Raw genomic sequence first — 18,027 nt, 5'->3', positions numbered from 1 at the left:
ATGCAGCTGGCATCAATGTCCGCTGTCTGATTTTCTTTAGGGGCCCTTCATGAACAAATTCGCTGGTGTCAGCGCTTTCGCAATCGTCGCCATTTCTGCACCCGCCTATGCTGGCGAAGAAGTTTTGTATGAAGATGTTCCGGCTTGGGTAGATGTTGCTGAGATCGACAAGAGTACTGTCGCCGATGGTCCCTCCGAAGTTTTGGTTGATTGGCAATACCGGCTCGAAGACGGGACGGTCCACGAATATCATGACCGCATCGTCAGGATCGACAATCTTCAGGCTCTGACGTCCGAGGGAACGCTGAAGATGACATGGGCGCCGGACAAAGGTGACCTGCTTGTTCACAAGCTGGAGATTATCCGTGACGACGAAACAATCGATTTGATTGCTGAGGGCACAGAATTTGAGATTCTACGGCGGGAACGAGGGTTGGAGCGGCGGTTGCTTGACGGCCGGCTAACCGCGACTTTGGCTGTGCCGAAATTGCAGGAAGGCGATCTGCTGCGTGTGGCGCATACCATCACTATCGATGACCAGGCGCTGGGTGATGAAATGCAGGCGCTGCAATATCTGCGATCCGAGCCGTACCGCGTAGGTAAATCGCGCGTCATTATGAGCTGGCCGCAGAATTCTGGGATTACTTATCAAGCAGGGCCTGACGTCGATGTGCCCGAGCTGGAAACGCGCGGTGGCTACGAATTTATCACCATCGAGCTTCCACTGGTGAAGCGCGAAGATTTTCCGCGCGATGCCCCGTCACGTTTCCGCCGCGCACCGATTTTGCGCGCGGGCAGCTTTGATAGCTGGAAAGAACTGTCGCAGGTGATGGAGCCACACTTCACCGAAGCGGCCGAGCTGTCCGACGATGGCGCCGTAGCGAGCGAAGCGAAGGCGATCATGGCCAAGACCGATGATCCGCTCAAACGCACGGAACTGGCCGTGCGGATGGTTCAAGATCAGGTGAGCTATCTGCTCGACGGTTTGGATGGTGGCAACTATCTGCCGCAAAGTGCTGAAGATACATGGGAAAAGCGCTATGGCGACTGCAAGGCAAAGTCGGTCCTGCTGCTTGCGCTACTGCAATATATGGATATCGATGCCGACGTAGTACTGGTCGCGACGCGCGGCGGTGATGCGACGCCCGAACTGTTGCCGCTGCCTGCAGCATTCAACCACATGATCGTGCGCGCTAACGTCAATGGCACTGATTATTGGCTGGACGGGACGACCACCGCCACGCGGCTGGCCAATATGGATACCGTCCCTGCATTTCATTATGCACTACCGCTAAAGCCGGGCGGCGCTGAGCTCGTTCCGATGACCGATCGACCAATGTCGAGCGCGAATATGGTGATGAAGCTCGACGCCGACCACTCGGCTGGTGTTGATTTGCCCGCGCTCATTTCTGTCGAAGTGCAGCTGTTCGGTGCGGCCGGCGCGCAGTTCAAGGCGATTGTTGATGAAGGCGATCCGGAAGCCGAGAAACGCTGGCGCAATATGTCAGGCGGCTCGATGGGGGTCGGCCAAATTAGCTCGGTCAAATTCGCATATGATGATGAGCTGGCAATGGGCTCCGTCACATTGGAAGGCGTAGCGCAGCCAATGTTCGATTATGACAAGGGCGAGCTTACTATGGAGGCTGGTGATTCCGGGCGGCAACGTGCGTTCTCACCGAACCGCGCGCGTCCAAAGTGGAAGAATATACCCGTCGCAACACGCGGGCCCAATCGCTCGGTCATGATCAACACCGTTGTGTTGCCCGATGATGGGGACGGTTTCGCGATCGCGGGCGAACAGGCGTTGGACCAAGGTTTCGCCAATACCCGTGTCGTGCGCACGGCTTCGCTCGACGGCCGGCAGTTCGTCTTCGAGCAACAACAAGCAACCAGCCTGGGTGAGATTGCTCCTGAGGACATTCCCGCGGCACGGCTCGCTTCACTAAAGCTGACCAAGGCCGATCTGACGGTGGATGCGCCCGAAAACAGTGTCCGGCGATGGGAGCGTGATCGCGCAACGCTGGACATGCTGACAGCGCCGGCGCGTGAGCGTTATAATCTAGCGGTGGCAGAGGCCGACGATGACGAATTCGTTCCGCTGCAATCGCGCGCGCAATTCTTCGCCAGTATCTACGATTTCGACAATGCGCAGAAGGATTTGAGCACGGTTATCGCAGAGGAACCGACTGCGGATCTCTTCCTGTCCAGAGCGGATATGTACGAGGCCTTGGGCCGGATCGATGACGCGATTGCGGATATCCAGTCAGCCTATGAGCTGTCGCCAGAAAACTACGTCGCATACGCCCAAGCAACATTGCTGCGGCAGACGGGCCGGGCCGATGAGGCATTGGCGCTGATCGATGCGTTGCCGATTGGTGAGGAAGATCTCGACGATTATGCGTCAGGACGGGCCTATGCGATGGCGCTTGGCGGCGATGTCGAGGGCGGATTGGCGGTGATTTCCGAGCGCATTGAGGAAGAACCCGATTCGAGTAGCCTGCTCAATGATGCGTGCTGGTACCGCGGTATCTTCAATGTCTCGCTGGATGATGCGATGGCGATCTGTACTAAAGCGATTGAACGCGCAGGAAGCCCTGCGAGTGCACTCGATAGCCGCGCGATGATCCACTACCGCTTGGGCGATCTCGACAAGGCGATGACTGATCTGGATGCAGCACTTAAGCTTGATCCCGAGATTGCAGCGTCACGCTTTATGCGCGGGATTATCATGCAAGAGCAGGGCAATGCCGAAGGAGACGAGCAAATCCGGCAAGCGCTGATGATCTGGCCCCGTTTGAAGCCTCGCTTCAAGCTCTATGGGATTGAGCCCAAATAACGATTTGGCCGTGGGTTAGATCAACCCTTTCGCACGGAGCGATGTATGGCCATCGCGGCCCACGATCACATGGTCGTGGACTGTGATATCGAGCAAGCGCCCAGCCTCGGCGATCTTGTTAGTGATCTGAATATCGGCGCGACTTGGTTCGGGATTGCCGCTCGGGTGGTTGTGCACAAGGATGAGTGCGGTTGCGCCGATATCAAGCCCGCGCCGGATCACTTCGCGCGGGTGAATAGCAGCTTCGTCAATCGAACCATCGCCGACATGGTGGTCGAGGATCAGCCGGTTCTGCGCGTTGAGATATAGCACGCGCACGCGCTCGACCGTCAGATGCGCCATATCGATCGTGAGATAATCAAGCAGTGCCTGCCAGCTACCGAGAATCGGTTTCTGCGACACTTCGCTCCGCGCCATCCGCCGCGCGGCGAGGGCAACGCTTTTAAGTGCCGCCGCGCTGGTTTCACCAACGCCCTTCACATCGGTGAGGGCACCCGGTTCTGCATTCAGCACACCTGAGAGCGAGCCGAACCGCTCGATCAGCGCCTTGGCAACCGGCTTGGTGTCGCCTTGTTTAATCGCCGCAAACAGCAAATATTCGAGCACTTCGTAGTCGGCGAGGGCCTCTGCGCCACCTTCCAGCAACCGCTTGCGCAGCCGTGCGCGGTGGCCGGCACCACCATGTTTTGCTGTGTTTTCGTCAGTTTGCGGCACGTTTGGTCCTGCAATGGTTGCGGTACTGCATTGCCTTTGCAGCGCCCAACGCGCAAGTAGCCAGCAATGGCGTCGCAAGCGGACATCGATACGGAGGCTGAAGCTCCTGCGCCTGCGCTGAAGAAGCGGCGCTGGGTGTATCGTGTCGCCTTCGGTCTGCTGATTATCCTGTTTGCTCTGGTGATTTACGGCTGGACGATGCGTGAGCAACTCGCCCGCGATCTGATTGGCGAGCAGCTTGAAGGTCTCGATTTGCCTGCGACCTATACAATCGAGGATATCTCGACGGACCGGCAGGTGCTCACCAATATTGTAATTGGCGATCCAGATGATCCGGAATTGACTGTCGAAAGAGCGGAAATTGCGTTGGCCTATGGCTTTGGTGTGCCAGAGATCGGTCAGATTACGCTCATTAAACCTCGGCTTTACGGGTCATATCTCGACAATACACTGAGCTTCGGCAGTCTCGACACAGTCATTTTTGCTGAATCTGACACACCGGCCGGATTGCCCGCTTGGGACCTTAGTCTGGTTGATGGACGCGGGCTGATCGAGAGCGACTTTGGTGATATTGGTCTGAAAGCTGAAGGAGCGGGGCGGCTCGACAGCGGGTTTGAAGGCATCGTCGCGGCGTTTGCACCGAACGTCCGATATGGCGGCTGCAATGCGGAGCGGGCGAGCCTCTATGGCGATATCGCGACCACTGCCGGAAGGATCAAGCTCGAGGGACCCGTTCGTCTTGCGGGCTTGCGCTGTCCTGATAGCGGGGTGGCATTACAAGATTTCGGATATCAAGCTGCAACAGAGATTGACGCCGATCTTGCAAGCGTTTCGGTCGATGGAACTCTATCAACTGGCTTGCTTGATGGCGGAGTGGCGCAGGTGGACCGCCTATCGGGGCCTCTCAGCTTCGTTTTCAAGGACGGTAAGCTGGATTCACGGTTCGCGATTGTCGCTAATGCAATAACATCAGATCATATGGCGGCACAGTCGCTGGCCGTCGATGGAAGCCTGCGGATGCAGGACGGCTTCGCCAATGCAGAGTTGCAGGCCGATATTGAGGGCGCCGGTATTTTAATAAGCGACGGCGCGAGCACGCAGCTTGCACAGTTTGAAACCGCGACTGACGGCACCTTGCTAAAGCCGCTGATTGTCAAGCTAAGCGGAGCTTTGAAACGCGAGGTGCGCGATGCGAGCCTGCAGGCGAGTGTGATTGGACGGCACGAGAGTGAAACGCAGTCTCTCATTATCCCGCAAGCCGCTTTGCGCGGTTCCAGCGGCTCGCAATTACTGTCTCTATCCCGTCTGCAATATGCACAAAACGGATCGCGCACTCCAAGGATATCCGGCAATTTCCGCGTTGGTGGACGCGACCTGCCCCCGCTGGTCGGGCGGATGGAATTTTCCGGAGCTGGACAGTCAGTGTTCCGTGTGCGGATGGATCAATATGGCGCTGGTGACAGTATGATCGCCTTACCGGAAATGCTGGTTACGCAGAATGAATCGGGTGCGATCACGTTTGCAGGTGATGTGACGGCGAGCGGTCCGTTACCCGGAGGAGAGGCACAAAACTTGCGAATGCCGGTCAGCGGTAGCTGGAGTTCAGCAGCTGGCCTGCAAATGTGGCGACAATGCACCCAGATTGGCTTTGATAACCTCGCATTCGCCAATCTCGAACTATCAAGCCGCAGTGTCACTCTGTGTCCGGCGCAGGGCCGCGCGATTGTTAGTCAGGATACGAGCGGATTGCGCATCGCTGCCGGTGCTCAATCGCTTGATCTTGCAGGGACATTGGCGGGAACGCCGATCCAACTGTCCAGCGGTCCGATAGGAGTCGCTTATCCCGGTGTTGCGACTGCGAAGGCTTTGAACATCGCGCTCGGCCCTGAGGAAGAGGCGAGCCGTTTCGTTATTTCCGATCTGGTGGCGCGACTGGGCGAGGGTATCGCAGGTTCGTTTTCCGGGGCTGATATCGGGCTGTTTGCAGTGCCCATCGATCTGCAGCAAAGCTCGGGAGAATGGGATTATACCGACGGCGTTCTGACTATCGCCGACGGTCAGTTCACTTTGGTCGACCGCGCGCCAGAGCCGCGCTATTTCCCCTTTGTCGCGCGGGATGCGACGCTGACGTTGGCCAACAATGTCATTCTGGCAAATGCGACGCTCCGCGCCCCCGAAAGCGATCGGGCGATCAGCGATGTTTCTATCCAGCACAATCTGAACAACAGTACTGGGTTTGCCGGTTTGGCTGTTGACGGACTAACCTTTGACGACGGCTTGCAGCCCGATCAGTTGACCGAGCTCATCAAGGGTGTTGCCGCCAATGTCAGCGGCACAATAACCGGAACCGGCCGTATCGACTGGAACTCGGATGCGGTCACCAGCTTCGGGTCATTTTCTTCCGAATCACTTGATCTTGCGGCGGTGTTCGGGCCGGTGCAGGGCGCTTCCGGTACTGTGGAGTTTACCGATCTGCTTAGCCTGACCACCGCTCCGAATCAGAGAATCAAGGTTGAATCGGTCAATCCGGGTATCGAGGCTACCAATGGCGAAATTGGCTTCAGTCTGACCGATGGGCAATTTCTCGGCGTAACAGGCGGCAAATGGCCGTTTATGGGCGGGACGTTGACCTTGAAGCCGGTCGATCTGAATCTCAGTGTCGCTGAGGAGCGGCGATATGTGCTGGAGGTCGAGGGTTTGGACTCCGCTTTGTTTGTGGAGAATATGGAGCTCGGCAATCTAGCCGCGACAGGAGTCTTTGACGGCGAATTGCCAATTGTTTTCGACGAACTTGGTTTTGGTAAAATTGAAGGTGGTTCTTTGCAATCGCGTTCAGGCGGTAACGTCTCCTATGTTGGAGAACTGACCTATGAAGACCTCTCTCCCATCGCAAACTACGCCTTCAATACATTGAAAAGTCTCGACTACTCATCAATGGCAATCGATATTGAGGGGCCGCTCACTGGTGATATCGTGACGAAGCTCGAATTCGCCGGCGTGCGGCAAGGGGCAGGAACCGAGCAGAACTTCATCACACGCCAGATCGCTGACCTGCCGATCCAGTTCAACGTCAATATCAAGGCGCCATTCTATAAGTTGGTCGACCTTATGAAGTCGATGTACGATCCTGCGACGGTCACCGATCCGCGCGATCTTGGACTGTTTGTCGACGACGGCACGCGTTTTGTACCGGCAGCGCCAGGTGCTCCGTCTCCGGCTCCCGATCAGCCAATGCCGGCACCCGAAGGTGTGCGGCCCGATGAATCCGATATTCAGACTTCAGACAGCGAGGAACTGCCATGACATGTCATAAATTGATCTTGAGCACCCATGCTGCAAAACCTTTAACCGACAGGGGAACGCGAGTGGATGGCTTTAGGAGCAAATTGGCAGGCGCAGCTTTGATGCTGGGCTCGACCATGTTTTCGGGATGCGTGACGGTGAATGCGCCGAGCGAACCGATCGTGATTGAGTTGAACATCAATATCACTGCCGAAGTAGTTTACCGGCTCGCCGAAGATGCGGGCAATACGATTGAAGACAATGCGGATATCTTCTGATTCTGAAGGTGTTCGGTTAAGGAGGCCGTTATGGCACAGACATTTGTGAATAAATCGCTGTTTGCTTTCGCAGCTGCAGCAATGGCATTTGGCGGTTTCGCCGGAACGGCTCATGCTCAACGTGATCCAGCCTATGCTGCTGCGCGCTCTGCAGGGCAGGTTGGCGAAAAAATGGACGGGTATTTGGGCGTTGTTGGTACCGGCACACCCGCTATCCAACGTATCGTCAAAGACATTAACATTAAGCGGCGCGCGGTTTACACCCAGCGTGCTGCAGCTAAGAAGTCCACGATCGAAGAATACGCGTTCACCTCGGGCTGCCTAGCTATTGCGGCAACGGTACCGGGTGAGAAGTATCAGGCGCCGGATGGTTCTTGGCAGACCCGGACGAACGCGCCACCAATGCGCGACAGTCGATGCGCTGCCGCTTAGAGTCGCTGGACTAAAGCACAAATCACCAAAAATGTTGCAGGTGCGAGATTGCGCCGGTTGACTTCAAAACACCCCCCGCCTAAGGGGGCCTCGCCCTCGGCGGGCAGCTTAATTGCCCGTGTCGCGCACCCCTTTTTTAGGAGCAAGACATGAGCGACGAGAAGCCCGCACGGGAACCTATCGCCGAGGATGCGCGCATTGATGCGCTCGAAGCGCGGCTTAAAGCCGCCAAAGAGCGCGAAGATACACGCAACCGGCCGCAAGTATCGGGAACCGATGCGAATTATCGCAGCGGAAACCGGGTTCTGGCGGATCTGCTTGGCGGGATTCTCGGCGGTGTGATTATTGGCGTCACGATTGACTATTTCGCCGGTACATCGCCCTGGGGTCTGTTGGTGGGATTATTCCTTGGGATAATCGTTGCTTTCAGGAACATTTTTCGAATGGCGAGCACGCAAACGGAAAGCGCATCTGATGATGAGTAACCGCAGCGATTGCTCTTAACGCGTAGGGACGTTCAGACGTGGCAGCCGAAGAAGGCAAAGTCGATCCGATGCACCAGTTCCACATCGAGCCCTTATTGGGTTCGAATGCTTGGGAACTCGCGGGCTTCAATATCGCCTTTACGAACAGTGCGATGTGGATGGTTATCACGACAATCGTGCTGACCGTGTTTGTCGTGGGCGGTATGAAGCGAGAGCTCGTGCCTGGCCGCTGGCAGATGATGGTTGAGACCTTTACCGGTTTCATCGACGACATGCTGGAAGCCAATGTGGGCAAGGCGGGGCGCAAATATGTGCCTTATATCTTCAGCCTGTTCATGTTCATTCTGTTCGCCAACCTGCTTGGCTTGCTTCCGCTTGGCATAGTCGGTTTGCACCCGTTCACGTTTACCAGCCACTTTACCGTAACCGGCGTTCTTGCGATCATCAGTTTCTCGATTGTCCTGATCGTTGGTTTTTGGAAGCACGGCATCAAGTTTTTCAGCCTGTTCGTGCCACATGGCACGCCGCTGCCGATGATCCCGATCATTTTCCCGATCGAGCTGATCTCATTCCTCGTACGTCCGTTCAGCCTCGCGCTACGTTTGTTCGTTGCGATGATGGCTGGCCACGTTCTGCTCAAAGTTCTGTCGAGCTTCGTCATCGACGGCACTAACGCAGGTCCGGAATTCGCGGCTCTGGTCGCAGTTCCCAGCTTCATTTTGATGATTGGCATTAGCGCGCTGGAAATTCTGGTCGCGGGCATTCAGGCATATGTTTTCGCGCTGTTGACGTCACTGTACATCAACGATGCCGAGCACCTTCACTAAGACATCACATTCACTAAGTTACTGATTAACAATTACAGATTTTTCTAAGGAGTAAGTACAATGGATCCAGCAGCAGCAAAGCTCATCGGCGCAGGTCTCGCCGCTATCGGTGCCGGCATGGCCGCTATCGGTGTTGGTAACGTCTTCGGTTCGTTCCTTGAGAGCGCACTTCGCAACCCAGGCGCAGCAGACGGTCAGCAAGGCCGCCTGTTCATCGGCTTCGCCGCAGCTGAGCTTCTCGGCCTGCTGGCGTTTGTCGTCGCGATGATCCTGATCTTCGTCGCCTAATATATCACCAAGGTCGGCCCGGCTTCAGTCGGGCCGGTCTGGTATTCCTTTCGCCTGAAAGCCGGGACTTCATCCTATGCCTCAGATAGCTCAGATAATGGAAACCTACTCCAGCCAGATATTCTGGCTCTTGGTGACCTTTGGGTTTGTCTTCTTCGTTGTGGGCCGCGGTATGGTGCCGCGTGTCATGGAAACCGTTGCCCAGCGTGACGATCAGATCGCCAGCGATCTGGCCGCTGCTGAAGCTGCGGGTAACCAAGCTGACGAGGAGGAAGAGGCATGGCGCAAGCGCGAGAATGAAAATCGCGCAGATGCCCAGGCTGTTATCGCTAAGGCAAAGGCTGATGCCGCTGCTTCTAGCGAGAAGAAACTGGCTGCAGCGCAGAAGCGTCTCGATACCAAGCTTGCAAAAGCGGAAGTCGAGATCGCCGAAGCGCGCACAGCCGCGCTGACCGAAGTTGAATCGGTTGCAGCCGAGGCAGCGCAGGATATCGTCAAGCAACTTGCTGGCGTGTCTGTGACCGCTGCAAGTGCGAAGTCGGCAGTGAAGAAGGCGATGACCAATGCATAATCTGATGCTGATCCTCGCGTCCGCTGCAGAAGGCGAAAAACCTGCAGGACCGATGCTTTGGGGCATGGAGCCCTACGTCATTGTATCGATTTCGATGGCGGTCCTGATCCTGATCATGGTGTGGAAGAAAGTCCCCGGCATGATCACTGGCGGTCTAGACAACAAGATCGCCGCGATCCGCGAACAGCTCGACGAAGCGAAGAAGCTTCGCGCTGAAGCGGAAGCGCTTCGTAACGAGTACGCCGCGAAAATCGCTGGTGCTGAAAAAGACGCCGAAGCGATGATGGAAGGCGCTCAGAAAGAAGCCGACGCCATCGTTGCGAAAGCTGAAGAAGACAGCAAAGCGATGGTTGCTCGCCGTAAGAAAATGGCGGAAGACAAGATCGCTGCGGCTGAGCGTGATGCCGTGGACGATGTCCGCGCTCGTGCTGCCAACGCTGCAACCTCTGCTGCGCAAGAGCTGATTGCGAAGAAGCATGATGCCGCGGCTGACGGTAAGTTGGCCGATCAGGTGATCGCAGGCATCTAAGCTTCTAAACGAACACTGGCAATTCCAGACATTACAAGGCGGTCCGAGTGGCCGCCTTTTTTTGTTTCTAGCGACCGGGTTCGAGGATAATTTTCCCCACCAGTTTGCGACCTGCCATCGCTTCAAATGCCTCGCGCCAATGGGCTAGCGGGATGGTCCTGTCTATTGCTGGGGCAATCTGTCCTTCACTGGCCGTTCGCGAAACTTCGCCAGCGATACGTTTGCCACGATCTGGAAAGCGCCGTGCATATTCGCCCGCACGGACACCGACGACTGAGAAACCTTTGATTAGGGGGATGTTGGTTGCGATGTCGGCGATGCGCCCGCCCGCGAAGCCTACCACCAGCAGTTTTCCTCCGAAGGCCACACAGCGCGTGCTTTCATCGAATATGTCACCGCCGACCGTATCCAATACCAAGTCGCATAGCTTGCCATCGGTGATTTCGGCGACTTGTTCGCGAAAGCGCCCTTTGCTCTCGATCACAGCATCGAGCGCGTAAAGCGCGCCAATCCGATCCATTTTCTCGGGTGAGCCAGTCGCAGCGATTACTTTCGCGCCGAGCGATTTGGCCAGATCAATTGCGGCTAACGAAACGCCTCCGCTGGCTCCATGTACAAGAACCCACTGACCAGCCTCGAGCGCTCCTTGCTCGACCAGCGCCGTGTAGGCGGTGGTGTAGGCCGCGCCGAGAGCGGCAGCTTGTGGATAGTCCAAACCCTCTGGGGCAAGGCGTAGGTTGCGCTCGGGCACAGAGGCATACTCCGCCATCGCACCAGTTTTTGCGCCGCCCATGATCCGGTCACCAACGGAAAAGGCGCTATCGGCATCGGCTTCTATCACTTCGCCGGATAATTCCATGCCAGAGGTGAAGGGCGGCTCCGGTTTGAACTGATATTCCCCGCGCGTCATCAGCAGATCGGGGAAATTGAGCGAGGCGGCGCGGATGCGCACCAGCACCTCGCCTGATTGCCGTTGAGGCGTGGGCAGGTCGACCAGCTCGCAACCGGAGAGGTCAGAGCTTAGCGATGTGACTTGGAGAGCCTGCATAAGGCTTAGAAATTGTCCTTACCTGCGCGAAGCGCTGCGAAGGTCGCCTCGGGCGTATCACCGCCCCATTTTGCCATCAGAGCCGGATCGTCGGCGCGCAGGAAAGGGTTGGTGTCGAGTTCGCGCGCCAAGCCCATTGGCACTGTTGGCGTGTTCTCGGCGCGTTTGCGATCAATCTCGGCCGCATAATCGGCGAGGGCAGTATTTTCCGGATCGGCATGCACCGCGAACTTGGCATTCGCCTGTGTATATTCATGCGCGCAGTAGAGCATAGTATCGGCAGGGAGGGCCTTGATCCTCTCCAAACTGGCCCAGAATTGATCTGGTGTGCCTTCGAACATCCGCCCGCAACCCAGCGCAAATACTGCATCACCAACGAACGCCACACCCGCTTCCGCAACATGGATCGCGATATGGCCGTTGGTATGGCCGCCAACATCAATCACATCGCCGGTAAAAGCACCGAGCGAGACAGTATCACCATGCTTGATGATAACATCTGGCTTAGCGATTTTCTCGACCTCAGCAGGACCGATCACAGTGCAACCTGTCGCAGCCTTGATCTCTTCATTCCCACCTGCATGATCCGGATGCCAATGGGTGTTCCAGATATGGGTAATCGTCCAACCCTGCGCATCGGCTTGTTTGAGATACTCCGTAGCGTCGGGCGTATCGATGCAGGTCGTCTCGCCGCTGGCGGGATCGTGGACGAGATATCCGTAATTGTCGGACAGGCAGGGGAACTGATGAATCTGTAGCATGGCAGCTTTGTAGGACAGGCGCCCGAAGTAGGAAAGGCCCGCCTTCCAAAGTGGAGGGCGGGCCTTTCTTTGTTTAGCCTCAAACGCCGGCGTGAACATCCGTTCACTTGGCTTTCCTCGCTTTCGCTCCCTAACGGTCGCTTCGCTGCGGGCGGGCCGGTCGGCCCTATGGCTGCCGCGACCGCTATTCTTGGTTGCGGTAGCCAGAGTGCGACTGCACGACGCCCGTTAGGGCGAAGCTAAGCCGACGGATGTCGGCGCCCGGCGTTTGAGGGCCTAAACGAGTTAGTCTTCTTTGCCCTTAAGAGCTTCGCCGAGAATGTCGCCGAGTGATGCGCCCGAATCGGATGAACCGAACTGCTCCACTGCTTCCTTCTCTTCGGAAATCTGACGTGCTTTGATCGAGAAGTTTGGCTTCTTCGAACGGTCGAAACCGGTGACCATCGCATCGACTTTGTTGCCGGTTTGGAAACGGTCAGGACGTTGCTCGTCACGGTCACGGCCGAGATCCGAACGCTTGATGAAGCCGGTTGCGCCATCGTCGCCAGCCTGAACTTCGAGGCCGCCATCGCGGACTTCGAGAACAGTCACGGTAACAACGTCGCCGCGCTTCAGACCGCCGCCAGCAGCGCCTTCTGCCGATGGAGCACCCTTTTCAAGCTGTTTCATGCCCAAGCTGATGCGCTCCTTGTCGGTGTCGACATCGAGAACGATCGCTTGGACTTCTTCACCTTTACGGTGCAACGCCAGAGCGTCTTCGCCCGAGATGCCCCATGCGATGTCGGACATGTGAACCATGCCGTCCACATCGCCATCAAGGCCGATGAACAGACCGAATTCGGTCGCATTCTTGACTTCGCCGGTGACGGTTGCGCCAACAGGGAATTTCTCTGCGAATTCTTCCCATGGGTTGCCCTGAGCCTGCTTGAGGCCGAGCGAGATGCGGCGCTTTTCACTGTCCACTTCGAGGACAAGCACGTCGACTTCTTGCGATGTCGAAACGATTTTGCCGGGGTGAACGTTCTTCTTTGTCCAAGACATTTCGGAAACGTGGACCAGACCTTCGATGCCGGCTTCCAGTTCCACAAACGCACCATATTCGGTGATGTTGGTGACAGTACCCTGCAGCTTCGCGCCGATAGGGTATTTCGCGCCGACGCCATCCCATGGATCGCTTTCCAGCTGCTTCATGCCAAGGCTGATGCGCTGGGTTTCGCTGTTGATGCGAACGATCTGGACAGTAACGGTCTGACCGATTTCGATGATCTCGCTCGGGTGGTTGACCCGCTTGTAGCTCATGTCGGTGACGTGGAGCAGGCCGTCAATGCCGCCCAGATCAACGAATGCACCGTAGTCAGTGATGTTCTTGACTACACCGTCAATGACCTGACCTTCAGCCAGTTCACCGATCAGTTCGCTGCGCTGTTCGGCGCGTGTTTCTTCGAGGATCGAGCGACGCGAAACAACGATATTGCCGCGGCGGCGATCCATCTTGAGGATTTGGAACGGCTGTTCGATGTCCATCAACGGAGTGATGTCACGGACGGGGCGGATATCGACTTGCGAACCGGGCAGGAAGGCCACGGCGCCGTCGAGGTCGACAGTGAAGCCGCCTTTGACGCGGCCGAAGATGCGGCCATTTACGCGGGCATTTTCGCCGAATTCGTTTTCAAGCTTGTCCCATGCGGCTTCGCGGCGTGCGCGGTCGCGGGAAAGCATTGCCTCGCCGTCAGCGTTTTCGACACGGTCGACATAGACTTCGACTTCAGCGCCGACAGTCAGGCCGTGGTCGTCATCGCCGCGGGAGAATTCTTTAAGGTCAATGCGGCCTTCACTCTTGAGGCCTACGTCGACAACGGCTTTGCCGTTTTCGATCGCGGTAACGGTGCCTTTAACGACGCGGCCTTCAAAGCCACCGTCTTCTGCACCACCGAGTTGTTCATTGAGAAGCGCTTCGAAATCCGAGCGCGTAGGATTGGCTGAAGTTGCCATAGGTTAGGAGTATCCTAATATGTATTTTGACCGGCCGCCGGGTTGGTTCCCGGGGTCTTTTCTCCACCGTGGCGGGATTGCCTTGGTGGGCCAAGAGGCCGAACTCTCCACCGGACCGAATGCCGCGATGAAGGCCTTTGGGACACGAGTGCCCTTCAGACGGTCGCGCGCCTAGGGGAGATGCCCGCAGAAAGCAAGCGAATTGGAGCCACGCTCCCGAGGGGAAGTCCTACAGGATGGAACACATGGAACAGGGTTCTGCAGAGAAAGCTAACGGGCCTGATTTCGCCTGTTGTTTGGCGCTGGATGAGAGACGGTGTGATCACCTGGCCAGCTAGTCAGAAATGTGGGTTGTAGGACAGAGGTCGTTGGCTTCGCGGTTCGGTTAGCTTGTTTGTGACTGTGCAATTGTCTCAAGCGCTGCGGCGAACGCTTCTTCGATACCAAGTTCGGACGTGTCGATCACAAACGCATCCTCTGCGGCAAGAAGCGGCGCGTCTTTGCGGCCGGTATCTCGGGCATCGCGGCGCTCCAAATCGGCTTCGATTTCGGATAGCGAGATCGACACACCGCGCTGCTCCATTTCATTGAAGCGCCTTTGCGCACGGGCGGTTACACTAGCGGTGATAAACAGCTTCACATCTGCATCGGGCGCGATCACCGTTCCGATATCTCGCCCGTCGAGCACTGCACCGCCACCTTGCTTGGCAAAGGCGCGTTGCCGTTCGAACAGGGCTTTCCGCACCGCTGGATGGACCGAAGCGCGGCTTGCCAAGCTGCCCGTGGCTTCATTGCGCAAAACCGGATCGTCGAGCAGTTCATCGGGGAACGCGACTGCAGTCAATGCATCACCCGCATTGTCTGGATCGCCGCCATTTAGGATCACTTGCCGCCCGACCGCGCGATAAAGCAGGCCGGTATCCAGATGCGGCAAGCCGAAATGTGTCGCCAGTTTTTTGGAAATCGTCCCTTTGCCAGAGGCGGTAGGGCCATCTACGGCGATAATCATTTTGCTTTCCTCCGTCCCTCTCTTCGGGCCAGAAATGCCTTGGTCAATCCCCAGATCGCGACGCTGATCCAAATCGCCTCTAGCACGAGCGAGGGTAGGTTTGTGTGTACCAGCAGTGAAATCGCCAGCAATGTCGCGCCGACCAGATTGGTGCCGTGCAGGATAAACGGGTTCGGTTCGTCCTTCGCCGTCAGATACGCATAAGCGGATACGATCATGATCATCCCGACAAAGCCGATTGCAGTGTAAATATCCATCTCAATCATCCCAACCAATCCTGCCGCGCGGATCAAGGCCATATTTGTTCTTTCCGCGCGTTCCTGCTTGGAACATCGCAAAACCTAGAAAGCCAATGCCGATATAGGGAACGAAGCCAAATAGCATCCACCACCACGCAAGCTCGGCATCATGCAATCGGCGAATAGTGCCTGTGAGCAAAATCAAAGCCGCAAACACCAATGCAATCACTCTCATAGTGTCGTTGGTTTCTTCTACTCCAACGATCAACATCGTGACAGTCAACAGGAACACGACAAGATAGTGTCGTCTGGTCGCACGGCCTGAAATTCCAAACAGGTTGATCGGGAACGTTTGTTTAAACCAGGGGAGTTCCCAGAAGGCTGTAATATTCAAGACGCGCTTTCTGCGAGCAGTTCTTCAAAGGATGGGAAACTGGTCGAAATCGGTCGTGTGTCATCGATCTCAACACCGCCTTTGCTGGCGAGGCCTGCGACGGCCATGCTCATTGCAATCCGGTGATCGAGATGGGTGACGATTGTTTCCTCGTCGGTTCCGGGCAAGGGTACTCCGTCGCTGCCTTCGATGATGAGGCCGTCTGCGAGCTCTTCGACAATCGCACCGGCAGCTTTGAGGGCGGTTGCCATGGTGGAGAGTCGATCAGACTCTTTCACGCGAAGTTCGTCTAGCCCGCTGGTGGTTGTGCGGCCCTTTGCGAGCGAAGCGGCTACAAACAGCACGGGAAATTCGTCTATCATGCTTGGTGCGATAGCCGGATCGACGTCGATGCCCTGCAGCCGTGAATGCTTGACGCGCAGATCGGCAACAGGCTCTCCGCCAACTTCGCGTTCGTCAACCAGCTCGATATTGCCACCCATTTTCTTGAGCACAGTGACCAGGCCAGCGCGCGTAGCATTAAGTCCGACATTTTCAATCAGCAGGTCGCTGCCTTCGGTAATCAGCGCGGCGACGATGAAAAACGCTGCGGATGAGGGGTCGCCGGGTACAGTGATGGTTTGCGGCGAAAGCTCTGCGTCGCCATGGATGCTGATATGGCGTTCACCGTCGATTTCCTCGACCGTCAATTCAGCGCCAAAGCCTTTCAGCATCCGCTCCGAATGATCGCGCGTGGGCACGGGTTCGATCACCGTGGTGATGCCGGGAGTGTTGAGACCGGCAAGTAGCACAGCGCTTTTTACCTGCGCGGATGCAACCGGCAGACGGTAGGTGATCGGAATAGCGGGCAGGCTACCTGTCATCATCAGCGGCAAGGTTCCGCCCGGACTGGAAGTAAAATTCGCGCCCATTTGGCTCAGCGGTTCAATCACGCGGCCCATCGGGCGGCCTGACAGGCTGGCGTCGCCAGTGAATGATGCGGTTATGCCATGACTGGCGATCAGGCCCATCAGCAAGCGAGTGGAGGTGCCACTATTGCCCATATCCAGCGCTTGTTTAGGCTGTAACAATCCGCCGACTCCAACGCCGTGGATCGACCATTGGCCCTTTCCGGAACGCTCTGTAGTCGCGCCCATCGCGCGCAACGCGTCCGCAGTGGCGATGACGTCATGCCCTTCCAGCAATCCGCTCACTTTGGTTTCGCCCACCGCCAACGCTCCGAACATCAGCGAGCGGTGGCTGATTGATTTGTCGCCGGGTACGTGGATTGTCCCGGTGAGCGGGCCAAGCGATGCAAAGCGTTTCGGGGTCGGAGTATCGGTCACTAATGGCTTTCGATTTTGACGGTGAATTCGGCGGTTGGGCATCAGGGCTTTGACAGGGCACATACCCTATGGCAAGGCGCGCCCGCATGTGATTCCGACCTTGTATTATATGAGCGTCGCACCCGATACACATTCAGAAATTTTCGCTCCAGATAGCTAATCTGGACAGCACGTAAGGATTTATAATGGTTAAGCCAGAATGGGGCACAAAGCGCACGTGTCCAAAATGCGGCACTCGCTTCTACGATTTGGGCAAGGATGATCCCGCCACTTGCATCGAATGCGGTGAAGAGTGGGAGCCGGAGCCGGTTCTGAAAACGAAACAGCCTATCCCGTTTGACGACGAGAAGAAGAAGGGCGAGGCCGATAGCGATCTGGCCGATGAGGATGATGAACTGAGCGACGTCGACGAGGACGAGAACCGTCCCGACTCTGACGTCGACCTTGGCGATGACAGCGAAGACATGGCTGTGTCCAAAGGCAAAGGCGACGACGACGAAGCGGAAACCTGATTCGTTTGTTTTGACCCTGCGGGCGCGAGGCATCCGCCTCGCTTGCTTCCTCGCATAAGCTCGGGCGGCCGGTCGGCCTTGCGGTTCGCTAGTCGCGAACCGGACTGGCGCGATACAGAAACGGCCAGGAATGGTTCGGTCGGCGACTAGCCGATCGCAAGCGCGACCGCGCGTCGCCCGTTAGGGCGGAAGCCTAAGTGAGCGGATGCGAACGCCGGCGCTTGAGGCTAAAACAAACAACTCAAAACCGCGAAATACTCTTGCATTGCGCGGTTGGCCCCCATAAAGGGCCTCGTCTCGCTTTCGGGCGAAACAACAAATCGGTTTTGGGGCCTTAGCTCAGCTGGGAGAGCGCAACACTGGCAGTGTTGAGGTCAGCGGTTCGATCCCGCTAGGCTCCACCATCGAAACATATTCAAGTCGTGTTCCGCATTGGAATCCGCACGCTGGCCAACGAGGTTTCGTTCGCCGGCGTTTTTGGCATTTGGCGTTGGTACCCCTATCT

Annotated in this window: 18 protein-coding genes and 1 tRNA gene; 11 read left to right on the top strand and 8 right to left on the bottom strand. The window is 56.8% G+C overall.

Annotated features, from left to right (window positions below):
• Positions 1-49: 49 nt before the first annotated feature.
• The gene (locus J9777_RS06215; RefSeq protein WP_209347874.1) at positions 50-2,836 is read left to right on the top strand and encodes a DUF3857 domain-containing protein; all 2,787 of its coding nucleotides are present in this window, start codon (positions 50-52) and stop codon (positions 2,834-2,836) included.
• A 15-nt stretch (positions 2,837-2,851) separates the two neighbouring features.
• Here J9777_RS06215 and radC read toward each other — a convergent pair whose 3' ends face one another.
• Entirely contained in the window at positions 2,852-3,550 is a 699-nt protein-coding gene (radC, locus tag J9777_RS06210) for a DNA repair protein RadC (protein WP_209347873.1), read from the bottom strand.
• A gap of 66 nt (positions 3,551-3,616) precedes the next feature.
• Here radC and J9777_RS06205 point away from each other — a divergent pair, with 66 nt between their 5' ends.
• The 8 genes from J9777_RS06205 to J9777_RS06170 all read left to right on the top strand — a co-directional run bounded on the left by J9777_RS06205 (position 3,617) and on the right by J9777_RS06170 (position 10,242).
• Positions 3,617-6,853 (top strand): YdbH domain-containing protein, encoded by a 3,237-nt coding sequence (locus J9777_RS06205; RefSeq protein WP_209347872.1) that lies wholly within the window; start codon positions 3,617-3,619, stop codon positions 6,851-6,853.
• Positions 6,854-6,915: 62 nt separating this feature from the next.
• Positions 6,916-7,110, top strand: coding sequence for a YnbE family lipoprotein (locus J9777_RS14650; protein ID WP_348631946.1), 195 nt, complete (start codon positions 6,916-6,918; stop codon positions 7,108-7,110).
• A 30-nt stretch (positions 7,111-7,140) separates the two neighbouring features.
• The gene (locus J9777_RS06195) at positions 7,141-7,542 is read left to right on the top strand and encodes a YdbL family protein (protein WP_209347870.1); all 402 of its coding nucleotides are present in this window, start codon (positions 7,141-7,143) and stop codon (positions 7,540-7,542) included.
• Between the two features lie 149 nt (positions 7,543-7,691).
• Complete coding sequence (locus tag J9777_RS06190) at positions 7,692-8,027, top strand: AtpZ/AtpI family protein (RefSeq protein WP_209347869.1); 336 nt, start codon at positions 7,692-7,694, stop codon at positions 8,025-8,027.
• Positions 8,028-8,095: 68 nt separating this feature from the next.
• Entirely contained in the window at positions 8,096-8,854 is a 759-nt protein-coding gene (locus J9777_RS06185) for a F0F1 ATP synthase subunit A (RefSeq protein ID WP_209348628.1), read from the top strand.
• Positions 8,855-8,914: 60 nt separating this feature from the next.
• Positions 8,915-9,142 carry a F0F1 ATP synthase subunit C gene (locus tag J9777_RS06180; protein WP_160603973.1) on the top strand — a complete coding sequence of 76 codons (228 nt, stop codon included), beginning with the start codon at positions 8,915-8,917 and terminating at the stop codon, positions 9,140-9,142.
• A 76-nt stretch (positions 9,143-9,218) separates the two neighbouring features.
• Positions 9,219-9,713, top strand: a complete 495-nt coding sequence (locus J9777_RS06175) for an ATPase (protein WP_209347868.1) — start codon at positions 9,219-9,221, stop codon at positions 9,711-9,713.
• Positions 9,706-10,242, top strand: a complete 537-nt coding sequence (locus tag J9777_RS06170) for a hypothetical protein (protein ID WP_209347867.1) — start codon at positions 9,706-9,708, stop codon at positions 10,240-10,242. Before J9777_RS06175 ends, J9777_RS06170 begins: the two co-directional genes overlap by 8 nt.
• A gap of 67 nt (positions 10,243-10,309) precedes the next feature.
• Here J9777_RS06170 and J9777_RS06165 read toward each other — a convergent pair whose 3' ends face one another.
• The 7 genes from J9777_RS06165 to aroA form a co-directional block, all read right to left on the bottom strand.
• Positions 10,310-11,290, bottom strand: a complete 981-nt coding sequence (locus J9777_RS06165) for an NADPH:quinone oxidoreductase family protein (RefSeq protein ID WP_209347866.1) — start codon at positions 11,288-11,290, stop codon at positions 10,310-10,312.
• Positions 11,291-11,295: 5 nt separating this feature from the next.
• Positions 11,296-12,051, bottom strand: a complete 756-nt coding sequence (gene gloB, locus J9777_RS06160) for a hydroxyacylglutathione hydrolase (RefSeq protein WP_209347865.1) — start codon at positions 12,049-12,051, stop codon at positions 11,296-11,298.
• A gap of 285 nt (positions 12,052-12,336) precedes the next feature.
• Positions 12,337-14,043, bottom strand: coding sequence for a 30S ribosomal protein S1 (rpsA, locus tag J9777_RS06155; RefSeq protein WP_209347864.1), 1,707 nt, complete (start codon positions 14,041-14,043; stop codon positions 12,337-12,339).
• 385 nt (positions 14,044-14,428) lie between these two features.
• Positions 14,429-15,052, bottom strand: a complete 624-nt coding sequence (cmk, locus tag J9777_RS06150) for a (d)CMP kinase (RefSeq protein ID WP_209347863.1) — start codon at positions 15,050-15,052, stop codon at positions 14,429-14,431.
• A complete protein-coding gene (locus J9777_RS06145; protein ID WP_348631945.1) occupies positions 15,049-15,309 on the bottom strand; it encodes a permease in 261 nt (86 codons plus the stop codon). The genes cmk and J9777_RS06145 overlap by 4 nt, the downstream gene beginning before the upstream one ends.
• Before the next feature lies 1 nt (position 15,310).
• Positions 15,311-15,685: a DUF805 domain-containing protein gene (locus tag J9777_RS06140; protein ID WP_209347861.1), complete on the bottom strand. Its 375-nt coding sequence runs from the start codon at positions 15,683-15,685 to the stop codon at positions 15,311-15,313.
• Positions 15,682-17,052, bottom strand: a complete 1,371-nt coding sequence (aroA, locus tag J9777_RS06135; protein WP_209347860.1) for a 3-phosphoshikimate 1-carboxyvinyltransferase — start codon at positions 17,050-17,052, stop codon at positions 15,682-15,684. The genes J9777_RS06140 and aroA overlap by 4 nt, the downstream gene beginning before the upstream one ends.
• A gap of 143 nt (positions 17,053-17,195) precedes the next feature.
• On the opposite strand from aroA, the gene J9777_RS06130 reads away from it, so the two are divergent.
• Both J9777_RS06130 and J9777_RS06125 read left to right on the top strand, forming a co-directional pair.
• Positions 17,196-17,522, top strand: coding sequence for a TIGR02300 family protein (locus J9777_RS06130; protein ID WP_209347859.1), 327 nt, complete (start codon positions 17,196-17,198; stop codon positions 17,520-17,522).
• 328 nt (positions 17,523-17,850) lie between these two features.
• Positions 17,851-17,926, top strand: a tRNA-Ala gene (locus J9777_RS06125).
• The last annotated feature ends 101 nt before the right edge of the window (positions 17,927-18,027 follow it).

Source organism: Pontixanthobacter sp. CEM42 (genome assembly GCF_017812015.1).
Lineage (GTDB): Bacteria > Pseudomonadota > Alphaproteobacteria > Sphingomonadales > Sphingomonadaceae > Pontixanthobacter.
The sequence above is the reverse complement of the archived record's forward strand: the minus strand, read 5'-3'. Positions and strand labels throughout refer to the sequence as shown.

What these genes read in the sequence shown, in the direction of transcription:
- J9777_RS06170 (WP_209347867.1), top strand. Translation starts at nt 9,706, where the DNA reads ATGCATAATCTGATGCTGATCCTCGCGTCCGCTGCAGAAGGCGAAAAA.
- J9777_RS06205 (WP_209347872.1), top strand. Translation starts at nt 3,617, where the DNA reads ATGGCGTCGCAAGCGGACATCGATACGGAGGCTGAAGCTCCTGCGCCT.
- gloB (WP_209347865.1), bottom strand. Translation starts at nt 12,051, where the DNA reads ATGCTACAGATTCATCAGTTCCCCTGCCTGTCCGACAATTACGGATAT.
- J9777_RS06195 (WP_209347870.1), top strand. Translation starts at nt 7,141, where the DNA reads ATGGCACAGACATTTGTGAATAAATCGCTGTTTGCTTTCGCAGCTGCA.
- J9777_RS06165 (WP_209347866.1), bottom strand. Translation starts at nt 11,290, where the DNA reads ATGCAGGCTCTCCAAGTCACATCGCTAAGCTCTGACCTCTCCGGTTGC.
- J9777_RS06175 (WP_209347868.1), top strand. Translation starts at nt 9,219, where the DNA reads ATGCCTCAGATAGCTCAGATAATGGAAACCTACTCCAGCCAGATATTC.
- aroA (WP_209347860.1), bottom strand. Translation starts at nt 17,052, where the DNA reads ATGCCCAACCGCCGAATTCACCGTCAAAATCGAAAGCCATTAGTGACC.
- J9777_RS06145 (WP_348631945.1), bottom strand. Translation starts at nt 15,309, where the DNA reads ATGGATATTTACACTGCAATCGGCTTTGTCGGGATGATCATGATCGTA.
- rpsA (WP_209347864.1), bottom strand. Translation starts at nt 14,043, where the DNA reads ATGGCAACTTCAGCCAATCCTACGCGCTCGGATTTCGAAGCGCTTCTC.
- J9777_RS06190 (WP_209347869.1), top strand. Translation starts at nt 7,692, where the DNA reads ATGAGCGACGAGAAGCCCGCACGGGAACCTATCGCCGAGGATGCGCGC.
- cmk (WP_209347863.1), bottom strand. Translation starts at nt 15,052, where the DNA reads ATGATTATCGCCGTAGATGGCCCTACCGCCTCTGGCAAAGGGACGATT.
- J9777_RS06185 (WP_209348628.1), top strand. Translation starts at nt 8,096, where the DNA reads ATGCACCAGTTCCACATCGAGCCCTTATTGGGTTCGAATGCTTGGGAA.
- J9777_RS06180 (WP_160603973.1), top strand. Translation starts at nt 8,915, where the DNA reads ATGGATCCAGCAGCAGCAAAGCTCATCGGCGCAGGTCTCGCCGCTATC.
- J9777_RS06130 (WP_209347859.1), top strand. Translation starts at nt 17,196, where the DNA reads ATGGTTAAGCCAGAATGGGGCACAAAGCGCACGTGTCCAAAATGCGGC.
- J9777_RS06215 (WP_209347874.1), top strand. Translation starts at nt 50, where the DNA reads ATGAACAAATTCGCTGGTGTCAGCGCTTTCGCAATCGTCGCCATTTCT.